The sequence below is a fragment of the Nostoc sp. 106C genome, from assembly GCF_002154725.1.
Taxonomy (GTDB): domain Bacteria; phylum Cyanobacteriota; class Cyanobacteriia; order Cyanobacteriales; family Nostocaceae; genus Aulosira.
Genome location: NZ_MTAW01000075.1, coordinates 40,520 through 54,185, shown reverse-complemented (window position 1 = coordinate 54,185; position 13,666 = coordinate 40,520). Strand labels below are relative to the sequence as shown.

7 protein-coding genes are annotated in these 13,666 nt (G+C 40.3%); 5 read left to right on the top strand and 2 right to left on the bottom strand.

Annotated elements, in window-relative coordinates:
* Positions 1-531 precede the first annotated feature (531 nt).
* Together namA and BV375_RS07405 are read left to right on the top strand one after the other, a co-directional pair.
* Complete coding sequence (namA, locus tag BV375_RS07410; protein WP_086758848.1) at positions 532-1,599, top strand: NADPH dehydrogenase NamA; 1,068 nt, start codon at positions 532-534, stop codon at positions 1,597-1,599.
* Between the two features lie 403 nt (positions 1,600-2,002).
* Positions 2,003-2,389, top strand: coding sequence for a hypothetical protein (locus tag BV375_RS07405; RefSeq protein WP_086758845.1), 387 nt, complete (start codon positions 2,003-2,005; stop codon positions 2,387-2,389).
* A gap of 523 nt (positions 2,390-2,912) precedes the next feature.
* On the opposite strand, the gene BV375_RS07400 is transcribed toward BV375_RS07405, so the two are convergent.
* On the bottom strand, positions 2,913-5,573 hold the full coding sequence (locus BV375_RS07400) for a PAS domain S-box protein (RefSeq protein ID WP_086758843.1): 2,661 nt from the start codon (positions 5,571-5,573) through the stop codon (positions 2,913-2,915).
* 1,414 nt (positions 5,574-6,987) lie between these two features.
* Here BV375_RS07400 and BV375_RS07395 point away from each other — a divergent pair.
* Together BV375_RS07395 and BV375_RS07390 are read left to right on the top strand one after the other, a co-directional pair.
* Positions 6,988-9,192, top strand: coding sequence for an ATP-binding protein (locus BV375_RS07395; RefSeq protein ID WP_086758841.1), 2,205 nt, complete (start codon positions 6,988-6,990; stop codon positions 9,190-9,192).
* 584 nt (positions 9,193-9,776) lie between these two features.
* The gene (locus BV375_RS07390) at positions 9,777-11,276 is read left to right on the top strand and encodes a site-2 protease family protein (protein ID WP_086758839.1); all 1,500 of its coding nucleotides are present in this window, start codon (positions 9,777-9,779) and stop codon (positions 11,274-11,276) included.
* Positions 11,277-11,411: 135 nt separating this feature from the next.
* Here the strand turns inward: BV375_RS07390 and BV375_RS07385 are convergent, their stop codons facing one another.
* On the bottom strand, positions 11,412-12,662 hold the full coding sequence (locus BV375_RS07385; RefSeq protein ID WP_086758837.1) for a glycoside hydrolase family 10 protein: 1,251 nt from the start codon (positions 12,660-12,662) through the stop codon (positions 11,412-11,414).
* Positions 12,663-13,117: 455 nt separating this feature from the next.
* Between BV375_RS07385 and BV375_RS07380 the strand changes: the two genes are divergently transcribed.
* The gene (locus BV375_RS07380) at positions 13,118-13,618 is read left to right on the top strand and encodes a hypothetical protein (protein ID WP_086758835.1); all 501 of its coding nucleotides are present in this window, start codon (positions 13,118-13,120) and stop codon (positions 13,616-13,618) included.
* The last annotated feature ends 48 nt before the right edge of the window (positions 13,619-13,666 follow it).

Sequence of the window (13,666 nt, the reverse complement as noted above, 5' to 3'; positions counted from 1 at the left end):
ACTTCTACTTCCAAGCGATGAATTGTGATACTAATAGCAGAACCCCGCGGTTTGAATTTGGCGATCGCTTGCGATTTTCCTATAATATTTAGATAATTTTTATTTTCATCTTCGCCAGGTTAGCTGTTCTACAATATTTAGCAATTTTATTTGCCCTATCTATTGGTCTGGCTCTCTCAGCTTTTGTCATACTTTGAATATATGAAACTCATTGAATGAGTTTAGTATTAGGGATGTACACTGCTGATTTCTCAAACCAAATCCGCGTCTCCAGCTTAGTATCAAATATCGAAAGCAGTTGGAGTACGGCGTACATAATTACTAACTCTATCTGTGGCGTACTTAGCTCTTTTCTTGGTAGTTACAAATGCGGAGTGTAGCAGTGCGATCGTATTTATCATCTCAGATGATATTGCTTTAGTTACCTAATGAATGTTTAGAAAAACGTCTACAGATGTTTCAGCAATCTAAATCTACTGCGTAAGTCCATCACCAATTTCTTTTACCTAGCAAGAGAAGGAATCAATACCAATGGCACACCTGTTTGAACCATTCAGTATTCGTGAAGTCAGCTTTCGCAACCGTATTGCCGTTTCACCAATGTGTCAATATTCGAGTACCAATGGTTATGCTAATGACTGGCACAAAATTCATTTAGTTTCTCGTGCAGTTGGCGGTTCTGGTTTAGTAATAACAGAAGCAGCAGCCGTAGAGCCACGAGGACGCATTAGCCCCCAAGATTTGGGAATCTGGTTAGATGAACATATTGAGAATTTAGCCCAGATTGTGGAATTAATTCATAACTTTGGTGCTGTTGCTGGTATTCAACTCGCTCACGCAGGTAGAAAAGCAAGCACTGCCAAACCGAGCAAGGGCGGAAAATTTTTAGATGAAACTCAGGAGGGTTGGCGTCCATTAGTGTCCAGTAGTGCGATCGCTTTCAGCAAAGATGCTCCCATACCAGAAGCTTTAAGTGTTGAAGGCATTAGACAAGTTACTGATGCTTTTGTCCAAGCTGCCAAACGTTCTTTAAAGGCTGGGTTCAAAGTAATTGAAATCCATGCTGCTCACGGTTACCTGCTGCACCAGTTTCTCTCACCACTTGCTAACACTCGTACAGATGATTATGGTGGTAGCTTTGAAAACCGTACTCGGTTGCTTAGGGAAGTCGTTCAAGGAGTGCGAGAAGTTTGGCCGGAAACGCATCCATTATTTGTACGTATCTCTTCTACAGATTGGGTAGACAAGGGTTGGGACATCGAGCAAAGTGTTACTTTAAGTGACAAACTCAAGTCTTTAGGTGTAGATTTGATTGACTGCTCTTCTGGTGGCATTATACCGGGCATCAACATCCCACTTAAACCAGGTTATCAAACTCAGTTTGCCGAACGCATCCGCCGGGAAGCGAATATTGATACAGGAGCTGTAGGCTTAATTACATCTCCTGAACAAGCCGACCAAATTATTAGTACAGGAAGCGCTGACATAGTATTGTTGGGACGTGAATTACTTCGCAATCCTTACTGGCCGCATTTGGCTGCTAAACAGTTAGGACACGAAAAACTCTGGCCGGTTCAATATGACCGAGCTTGGCTGTAATATCAAGTCTATCTAATTACCTATCCATCAAACTCAACCCACCTCCAACTCTTACTGCAAACGGCAAGGAATTAGGGGTGGATAAGCTTCTCATACTTTGAAATTCCACTATTGAAGCCATTATTTGATGAAAACTTATCTTTTTCCAATGCCTATAGCTCTACCTGAATTCCTTTTTTTCAAGATGTGTCACTCATGACACATAAATGACATATAAATGTCATTTAGAGTATACTTCCACAGATATATATTTGATAAATTGCTTCTGGTAAAATTCTTCTTAATCTTTTAAGTTTTACAGCCATGTGTACAAGTCTTGGATAAAAACGTAAAAGATTCATTAAAAAAGATGCTACAACTTTACTAGTTTAGTGTTCCTTACTTGAGAAAGGTTAGTGATGATATGAACAAAAAATTTCTGTTGCATTTGCTCTCCACTCCTACAGTATTTACATCTATGCTGTCTATGGTGATGATGGGTCACCCTGCTCATGCAGCTCTTCGTTCAACTGAAGTCATTTATACTGCTGATGGGCGTGCATGTGTACATTCTCCGCACGGTGCTTATCCCACACCTTTAGTCTGTATTCGCCGGAGTAAAAATAATAACGCTGTTGCTGCTCAATCAACACAAGTTGTGGCATCAAACCAAGCAACAACTAGCGATGCTGCCAAACTAGAATTTAGTGAAGCAGAGAGTAATGGAGCTATAGCCTTATTTGGTTGTGATTGCCCTGCTTGCGTTAGTGCCTATCGCAATTTACAAGGATTACCTGGATTACCCCTCTAGAATTGCATAAACAATACTTTTAGATTAACTAATATATCTACAATTAAAAGGTAAAAGTAAAAAGTTGATTTTTATTTTTACCTTTTTTTAGATTAATCATCTCATTTGTTGTTTGTAGATATTAAGAGCATGGCTGAAAAGTTTTTGCTTGAGTACCAGAACTACTGGAGCATCCCCACACTTCAACGGTGCTGTCTCCACTCCAAATAAAATGTGCACATTACTTGTTGTGTTTGCAATTGCTTAACTCTTTCAACCCCTCCTAAAACGGGTGCATCCCAGTTTTTATTTTGCAACTAGAGAATAACTGTCATTGCCAGGAGGAACGACGAAGCAATCACAAAATCTTCAACTAAGAACGAGTCCATGCGATTGCTTCGCTCCGCTCGCAATGACGTTCAAAAAAGTGGGATGCTCCCTCCTAAAACTGCATCGTTTGCTAGAAGTTTAGAATCATTGCTTATAAGAACATCGGACTTTTGGGGCTGATGCGAATTTGTGCTCACAGAGTAAACTCCAGCTATTACAAACAAAAAGATACTAAGCGATCGCGCCCTTGCTTCTTAGCTGTATAAAGTGCTTTGTCAGCTGCATCAATCAGGTCTGGTGGAGAAAATTTTGGATTTGGCACAATACTAACAATGCCTAGACTTACAGTGACATAGTTACAGACACTAGACTGAGCATGAGGAATTGCCAAGTTACGTACTGCTTGTCGAATAAGTTGAGCGACATGGATTGCTCCTTGCACCTCTGTAATAGGCAGGATTATAGTAAATTCTTCCCCACCGTAACGAGCAACTAAATCGGTTGGGCGCTGGACAACAGTTTTAAGCGCATTTGCTATTTGCCGCAAACAATCATCTCCTGCTAAATGACCGTAGGTATCGTTGTAGGTTTTAAAAAAATCGACATCAAACAAAATCAAAGATAAGGGCAATTGCTCTCGTTGATGTTGCTTCCACTGAGCTTCGAGATACTCATCAAATCGACGACGATTAGCTATTTGAGTTAAGCCATCTAGAGTAGCTAATCTTTGTAGTTCTTCATTGGCAACTTGTGTCTGTTGGTAAAGTACCGATTGATGAATAGCAGTCGCCACCTGATTTGCCAATTGTTGTAACAAATTAATTTCAAACGTTTGCCAGTGACGAGGTGTAGCACACTGGTGAGCAATGAGTAAACCCCATAAATAACCCCTATTCAAAATCGGTACTACTATAGCAGCCTTGATCTGATAGCGTTGTAAATACTCAACATCATCAGCTGAAAAATCCGACTGCTGAATATCATGCAGCACTATAGGTAAGCCTTGGACATAATGGCTGAAATATTCTTTGAGCAAAAATGGGTGCATTGTCTGCTCTAACATCTGGGGGTATTGATCGCCCACAGACTGCGCTACAAAATTGCCACTACCGTCAGATTGTAGTTGGTAAATAGCTACGGAGTCTGAAAGCAAACACTGCCGAATACTGTTTACCGTCGTATTTAGAACTTCGTCTAAATTCAATGATTGATGGATCTGTTGAGTTAGTTCAGTAGTTAGCCGTTCGCGCTGTGCCTGTTGTTGCAGTAAAGCTTCGGCAGTTTTGTGAGTACTAATATCTTCCACTGAACCTAGTATCTGCATTGGAGCACCGTTAGCATCTCTAGCAAATATAACTTCTCGTGTATTTAACCAACGCCACTCGCCATTTTTGTGCCGGAATTGGTATTCAGTGGAAAGAACTTCATTGTCGCCAAGCTTGGTGAAGCGGCTTGGTACGTCATAGCACAGGTATTGGTCGTTGGGATGAAAGCAATTTAATAACCACTGCGGATCGGCTCCACAAATTTCTTCTACAGAGTAGCCTAAAACTGTTGCACTTCGCTGGTTAAGATAAATGCTTGTTCCTTGTAATAGGTCAAATAGATACAAAATCTGCGGTACGGTATTAGCAACCTTTTGCAAGAATTCTTGGCTTGAGCGCAAAGCTTCTTCAACTTCCTTGCGTAAGCGAAGCTCGTCGTAGACATCGGTAATATCTCGTCCCACTGATTGAATTTCTAGAATGTTACCGCGAGCGTCAAATATACCTCGGTTAATCCACTGTGTCCAACGCACTTTTTGGCAAGCTACAACCCGATTTTCACTAGTAACAACGGGATTTTCTGAGTTAATAGAATTTATGAGGCTAACGACACGCTTGCGATCTTCCTCAAACACAACAGATTTGTAGCTCTGAGCGATAATTTCTTCACGCTTCATTCCAAAAAATCGACAGAAAGCTTCATTAACAAAGCTAATACTTCCATCTGGCAAAATTCGAGTAATCAATTCCGTTTGATCTTCAACAATGGCACGATAACGCGCTTCGCTTTCTTGCAGTGCTGCTTCTGCTTGTTTACGTGCAGTAATATCAACAAAAGAAGCTAAAACTGCATAGGGAAGAAGCTCGCCAGATTGAAACAAAGGTTGGCAGTTAATTGAAATCCAGCTTAAACTACCATCGGGTTTATAAACTCCCATAACCACATCAAAGCAAGGTTTACCAGTTAACAGCGTCACAATTGCTGGGTGTTCCTCACCTAAAAAGGGCGAACCGTCTTCACGAATCGCTTGCCAATCGGGGTCAAGAGAAGTCCGACCCATCATTTGTTCCGCTGATAAACCCAAAATTTTTTCAGCGCTTAAGTTAAAGGCGTAGATAGCACCATTTCGATCTTGTAAAACAATGCCTTCTGCCATCGCTGTTACGACTGAGCGATAGCGTTCTTCACTTTGCCTTAGCGCTTCTTCTAGCTCCTTATAATTGCTGATATCAAATAATAAACCCTCAAGTGCCTGTGTTTGTCCATCAACACCGAGAACGAGATTGGCTTGGTCTCTTACCCAAATTGTTCTGCCATTATGGGTAATCATGCGATACTCGACGTTCAAAGGCTCTCCAGTCGAGATTGTAGCTTTTACAGCTTGCCAAACACGCTCGCGATCATTTGGATGAATATAATCCGACCAACTATTGAAAGTACTAGGCTGCCAATCTTCAAGAGGAATGCCCAATAATTCTTGTATCTGTGGGCTAATATAAGCTGCTTCAGCAGTACCACTACTATTAATCGGCAAGATATAAATAATACCTGGGATTTGTTCTATTATGTTGCGATACTTTTGCTCTACTCGATCAAATTTTTGTTCCACTTGCTTGCAACCTATAATAATTTAAAAATTTTTAATAAAGTATGCTAATTGTTATTGCAAATTTCACAATAGAGACATGCTCATTAATACCGAGCTACCAACGCTATAACTGCTGACAGTGTTGACTTACACCCCTTTTATTATCAGCAAAACTAGTTTTCTAATACTATAATATTAAGCTGAAATTGTAAAAAATATTTAAAGGTAATTAATATAAACTGGAGTTGAAACTAAATAGTATCTAAGAGAAGAATGTTATTTACTTAAAATTTTTATACAGTCATCTGGGGTTTGATAGCGTGTTGTGGTTTGGTTATGCAAGGATATAACTTGGCTCGGCGTTTGAATGCTGTTGGCTCAATGCGATCGCAAAGCTTCCCTTGCTTACTACTAAAGCCATTCTTATTAGCTGCGTCTCTAAATCTCAGCTTCTTATTAAAGTGCCAAGATACTTTTGATAATTATTTAAACAATCTTGCTTACAGCACGTAAAAAGGCGTTTCAGTGCTATTTAGCAGTAAAATTAAACATAAAAACGGCAGCAGTAAGCTCATTTTTAATGGGGTTTCAGTAAATTTCTGCGTCAAGTATAAAAATTTGATTACTAAGTAATTCTAGTAAGACAATTGACTAATTTCTGCTGTCAGCCTAAAATTCAGTAAATTTTCTGAAGTCATTGATAAGTATTGTTTGTAAAAATAAAATTATTTTATAAAAATTATGTGTTTTTATTTAATAAACTAAAATTTATATTACTTAATTGACAGATTTGATTAAATCATTAATATTAGAAATACTATCAGATTTGAATAAATTCTATAAATATTTATTGAATTTATAATTAAATAAGCTGTTATATAGCTTTTAGCTCTAGCTATTTGGGTATGTGAAATCTAGCAAGTAATATATACTGCATAAGTTAATTATTCAGTTAATTTTTGCTGGCTTAGTATTAATCACCTAATGAATTAGGACTTGCGCACTCGTGACGAAAAACTAAGCCTTTGCGATTACTTCGCTACCCTGCGGGAACGCTTTCAGCGAACGCTCGTAATGACGTAAAATCGTAGTCCTTGCGTAAGTCCTGTAGCGGATTAGATGAATTGGCTAGACTGCAACTTTAGCGGATTTTTGTAAATCAAACTTGAAACAATCCTCATAATTTCTTCACTTTTTATAGATATTCTGAACATAAGTTTCTAATCAAGACGAATTCATTCAGAAACGACTACAGCCAAAGCTTAGTTAATACAACAAATAAACAACTTTTTCACAATACAGAAATTTCATAAATAATTGCCTAAATTAGATTTTTTTCTTAGATAAATGTTTTTGCATCCTAAAGAATTGAGTTTGTAAATAAATTCGTATCTGACAGCAAATGTGTGAAGCAATTTAATAATTGAGCCTAAAAATGAAGCAGCGTTTCTCCAAGCAAATTAAAGCTTTCCCATTACAGATAGTTCTCATTGTTCCATTTGTGATACAAATATTTGGAGCAGTGAGTTTGGTTGGCTACTTATCATTTAAAAATGGACAGAAAGCTGTAGACAACCTAGCAGATCAGCTGATGGATCGAACCAGCAGTACAGTGGATCAACACCTGAACTCCTATCTGTCAATTCCCCACAAGGTGAACCAGATTAATGCTGATGCGATTGCGATGGGATTACTTGATGTGCGCGATCGCAAAACCAATAGCAAGTATTTCTGGAAACAAATGCAGGCGTATGATTTGTCATACATCGGCTACGGACTAACAACTGGCGAGGGAACAGGAGCTGCCCGTTACGATGGTAAAACTGTCACGATTGATGATTGGGGTTCCAAGCCGCCAAAAAATTGGTATACCTATGCTACAGATAACCAGGGTAATCGCACTCGTGTCATTGATATTCTTGATTGGGACAACTTTAAAGAACCCTGGTACACCGAACCCGTGAAAGCAGGTAGACCCATCTGGTCAAAGATTATTACCCTCAATTATCCCAATCATCCATATATCGCTGCTTCAGCGAGTCGTCCCATTTATGATGCACAGAATCGATTGTTGGGGATGGTCGCAATAGATATCCATTTGTTGAAACTCAGTGAGTTTTTAAGGCGTTTGGATATTACCCGCACTGGAGAGGTTTTTATTATAGAGCGCAGTGGTATGCTGATTGCCAACTCTAGCACTCAGCAACCTTTTACAATAGTCAAAGACGAAATTCAGCGGTTGAAAGCCACAGACAGTCCAGATCCGGTAATTAAAAGCATTGCCCAACAGCTAAGGCAAAAGTTTAATGGGTTTAAGTCTATTACCGAACCTAAAAAACTACAACTGAAATCGCAAGGAGAGCCAAATTTTGTGTATGTTACTCCTTGGCGTGACCAATATGGACTAGATTGGCTAGTAGTGGTGAGTGTGCCAGAACGCACTTTTATGGCACAAATCGATGCCAACACTAGCACCACAATTATGCTCTGTTTAGGGGCATTGACTGTGGCAACTTTGATGGGGTATTTCACCTCTCGTTGGATTGCATACCCGATTGTGCGATTAAACCGAGCAAGCCAGGCAATGGCATCTGGTAACTTAGACCAAGTAGTAGATGTCAGCAATATTAAGGAACTTGACACACTTGCTCACTCTTTTAATTACATGGCAGGGCAATTGCGCGAATTCTTTACTGCTCTAGAAAACAGTAAGGAAGAGCTAGAAGACCGAGTGGAAGCACGTACAGCCGAACTCAAAACCACATTGAGTGAGTTGCAGCGCACTCAAGCACAAGTACTTCAGAGTGAAAAAATGTCTAGTCTCGGGCAACTAGTTGCAGGGGTAGCACATGAAATCAACAATCCAGTCAATTTTATTCATGGCAATATTACCCACCTGAACCAATACACTCAAGATTTACTACAGATGATTTACCTCTACCAGAAACGCCATTCTAGTTATGACCCAGAAATTCAAGCATTAGCAGATGAAATTGATCTAGAATTCTTGATTGAGGATTTACAGAAGATGCTGTCTTCAATGAAAATGGGGACTGAGCGGATTCGCAACATTGTGCTATCACTGCGAAACTTTTCGCGTATGGATGAAGCGGAATTTAAAGCAGTTGATATTCATGAAGGAATCGAAAGTACGCTATTAATTCTGCAATACCGTCTCAAAGACAAACCAGATCGTCCAGCAATTGAAATAATTCGAGATTATGGCAAATTGCCTCAAGTAGAATGCTACCCTGGACAACTCAATCAAGTTTTGATGAATATTCTGGTGAATGCAATTGATGCCTTAGACGAAGTAAATGCAGGGCGCACCTGTGAAGAAAACAAAGAAAATCCCAGCCAAATTACTATCTGTACCTCAGTTAGCAATACGCAGTGGATAGAAATTGCGATCGCTGATAATGCATTGGGAATGTCGGAACAAGTGAAAAGTCGAATATTCGATCCCTTCTTCACTACCAAAGCTGTGGGTAAGGGAACAGGGATGGGCATGGCGATCAGCTATCAAATCATCACTGAAAAACATCGTGGCAAATTAGAGTGTTTCTCTACCCTTGGTAAAGGAACCGAATTTATAATTCAACTACCTATCCGACAACAATCATGTAGTTTAACAGTTTAATAGTTACTTAATAAAAATTAAAATTTAATCCAAATGGCTGCACTAATAAAATAAGGGGTAGTTAACAATTAGCCCCACCTTTAGAAAAATAAAATAACTAGTTTATAACCAATATTCCGCTGCTGCGATCGCAAAAATAGCTTCAATCTGCAATTCCGACCAGGAAAGCCACCCTCCGGGAGCCTACAAGCCGGGAAACATATTCAACAGGTTCCTCAAGATGGGACTATCGACGCTCCCAAGCCACTGCTGCTACGTTAACACCAAGCAATGTCTCTCCTTCTTCAGGGCGATCTCACCACGTCTCCCTTTTCCACTTCATCATCTGTTGCCTTCTTTGGGAGAATTTTCAAAAGTACTATTTATCTATCGAATTGCAGATGTATTTGCCTAGAGTACAGTGCAAATAACGAAAATCTAGTTTTGACCAATACAAATTTAAAATTAAAATTCCTAACTAAAGAAATTTTCACCCATTTTCCCTTGCCAAAATTTGGGTAAGCCACAGGCGGCGTTATAGATTAAATAATGTATCTGCAATACCGGACTTGTACTAGCTCGGTCTCAAAAGCAAAGGTTTGGAGATGTTTACTCTATCGGAAACTTCTATCGTTACGGCAATTGTGCTGGTAGCTTTTGGCATTTTGGGTTGGGGCTTTTATCGCGCCAGACCTTTTGGTAAACTGGGAATCTTGGCCTGGTTACAGTCGGTGGTGTTGATGGCTCCTTGGCTGTTGTTCTTTGGTTTGTTTGCAGCTGGAATTTACATCAACATAGTGGGTATATTGTTCTTGGTAGTGGCTTCCGCTGGGTTGTATATATTCTTAGGAAAGCAGTTACGCTCCGCTGGACAAGATGCACTACTTAAGCAAAGAGCAACGGAAAGACTGGCTGCTGAGGCTTCACCTGAACTAAATACCACACCAGATTCTAACCTTCCCACAGGACCTGCGGAACTGAAACTTCAGGTAATGCCAATTCCAGAGGATGATTTGAGTGCAATTAAAAGCATTTTTGGAATTGACACATTTTTTGCTACAGAAACAATCGCCTACCAGGAAGGAGCAATTTTCAAAGGTAACCTGCGGGGAGAACCGCAAGAGATTCACAATCGTTTGAGTGCAACTTTGCAAGAACGTCTGGGCGATCGCTATCGCTTATTTTTAGTAGAGAATACAGACAGCAAACCTGTGGTGATTGTCTTACCCAGTCGCAATGACCCGCGTCCGATGTCCTTACCCCAAAAAGCTTTTGCGGGTATCCTCTTAATCGCAACTTTGGCTACAAGTTTGGAAGCTGCGGGGCTACTGCTGAATTTTGATTTATTTGGACAACCACAACGGTTAGCAGAAACTTTGCCCATAGGAATTGGAATATTGACGATTTTGGTGGCTCATGAAATCGGTCATTGGTTACTTGCTAAACGTCATCAAGTCCGTCTTAGTTGGCCCTTCTTTTTACCTGCTGTGCAAATTGGCTCTTTTGGTGCAATTACTCGTTTTGAATCACTATTGCCCAACCGCACGGTATTATTTGATGTTGCATTGGCAGGTCCTGCGGTTGGCGGTATAGTGTCTTTGTTAATGCTGATTTCTGGCTTGTTGCTTTCTCACCAAGGCAGTTTATTTCAGGTGCCAAATCAGTTTTTCCAAGGATCGATTTTGGTGGGTAGCTTGGCGCGAGTTGTTCTTGGTTCGGCTTTACAGTCACCTTTGGTAAATGTCCATCCTTTAGTAGTGATTGGTTGGCTGGGGCTAGTAATCACCGCTTTGAATTTGATGCCGGCAGGACAATTAGATGGTGGCCGCATTGTCCAAGCGATTTATGGACGCAAAACCGCAGGAAGAGCGACCTTGGCAACTTTAATTTTGCTGGGTATAGTATCCCTTGCTAATCCTTTGGCCATGTACTGGGCAATTGTAATTCTGTTTTTACAACGGGATTTAGAACGCCCCAGCTTGAATGAAATTAGTGAACCAGATGATGCAAGAGCTGCTTTGGGTCTTTTAGCACTATTTTTAATGATTAGTACACTCCTACCGCTAACTCCTGGCTTGGCTGGGCGTTTGGGAATTGGAGGGTAAGAGGGGACGAGGGAGTGTGGGGAGAAACGGGACAAGGGAAGGGGGAATAATTGTTAAGTTGCTTCCTCATCTCCCCCTGCTCCCTGCTCCTGGTCGCCGAGCGGAGCCGAGCCGCTGCTCCCCTGCTTGCTTAGCCTAAGGTTTCCAGCCTGTTAGTAGATTTGGGTATGCGGTACGTGTGGGGAAAATTTGCTGGAAGTTGGTTTGACGATCTAAGGGCTTTTCTTGGCTAAGGTTCCATAGGGTTTCATAGAAAAAGAAAGCTACCCCAGCAAAATTGCGATCGCGTACTTTTTGTACTTGTGTTTGAATTTGTTGCATGGGTACAGGTCTGTCTTTTAGTCCAGTCAAAATGCCGATACTTACGGGAATATGACTCTGTGCTGCTTTCACTTCTGGGTACTCTAATTCACTGATAAAAACATTCAGATCATTACGATATACTTGCAAAAGTAAGTCTTCTACCAGTCCCATACGTTCCCATTTCTGCCAGTCTGCTAAAAAGAAATCGTAGGAAAAACGTTGAGGATTTGGGGCAACAGATACTACACAGTGTTTTTTAGTAGCTTTGATTGCTGTGAATACCTGCTTCATGTAGTCAGTAATTTTATTCGCTCTCCAGCGCACCCACTCTGGATCTTTAAAGTTAGAAGAAGGCGCACGACCACTATGTTCTTTTTTATATAACGCTACTGTATAAGGATCGTAGCCCAATTCTGAGGGTAAACCAAAATGGTCATCAAATTGAATACCGTCAATATTATAGTTTTTAACGATTTCAACTATTAAATCTTGGATAAATTTTTGTACGTCTGGGCGAAAGGGACTCAGCCAAACTCGGTTGTGTGTACCTTCTTTCACAATTCGCGTACCGTTACTCCGATTAGTCAGCCATTGGGGATGAAGTTTGGCTAATTGAGAATCAGCAGGAGCCATAAAGCCAAATTCAAACCAGGGAATGACTGTTAAGCCTTTTTTATGTCCTTCTTCGACAACTTCTTTGAGCATATCTCGTCCTTGCAGCCCAGGTGTTGGGTCGAGCGATCGCCCAATTTCTTTGGCTGCCACTTTGCTAGGATACAGGGTATAGCCCCAATTCCAAACTGTGGGGTATACAGTATTAAAGTTGAGTTCACTCAAACGTTGTAAAGATTTTTTTAGGCGATTGCCTTCAAATAGCACATCACTATCAATATTTGTTAACCATACACCTCTTAATTCCGATCCTGGCGATCGCATAGGAGGATTTTGCGCATTTAAGGGTAACGAGAGCATAACAATAGCTACCATGCTCAAGGTCACCATCATGGCAAAGAATGCCCGTTTTCTACTTTGGTAAACATTCCATCTCAAAAAAGTCACAAACCTCTTCACCAGTTTTTTCATCATTTGCTACAGGCGTCGTAAAATATGAACACATGACTTAAATAGCCAGACAGAAGTTGCATTATTGCCTGCTGGTTAAACATTTATACCAAAAGTTGCTATTAGTTTATGCTGATGATGTAAATTTATAAATATGACCTTTAAATCTTCCCAAACTTCCCATAACTCTCAATCAGCAGCTACTCTACCAAACCCCAATTATCAGGTATACGCAACTCAAGAAATTTAGAAAATTTGCTCTTCTGTTATTTGTATTACAACCCTACTATCAGTTTTCCCGTAAATACGGGGTCACACACTACATCCTCAATTATTAAATAATGCGTAGGATTACTGTAGGTCATCAAATAAAGTGTTATCAAATTTTACCGAAAAATACTTTGGATAACGAGTTGATGAGCGAATTAAACTGAAAAGGCTAAGGTACTTTTAAAGACCAAAGGCAGGATTCTATAATGATCAGCAGCTTTAACAATTCACAGGACGGTATGGGGACTACCGTCGCAGCCACTAAACGACTCGCAAGAGCGATGATGGTTTCTGCTGGTGCATTTTCATTAATTTTGGCATCTTGTAACTCTGCTAATAGGCAACAGCAGGTACTAAATCTGTTAACAGAATTCTCATCGGCGCATATCCAAGAGATTGTGCTACCACCTGGGACTGAAACACTGTATACAACCATCTCAACGACAGTAGGCATTGAGCAACCTGATGTTTTGATGGTCAGAGGTTTAGAATCTGTGATCGATATCAACGAACTCATCATTAGTACCAATCTGATGCGGGATGAGTTCCGGAAACAGTTTCATTGCCCCTTGGTGTTATGGGTAAATGATGAAATTCTCCGGAAACTAATTTGGCTAGCACCTGATTTAAAAGACTGGGCAGCTAGTACGATTAGATTTGATATGCCGAACAATCAGTCAGTTGAACAACAGGCTCTCAGTGCTTGATAATGTTGCCTATAGTGATGTAAATGCCATGCTAGCACCAGATTTTAA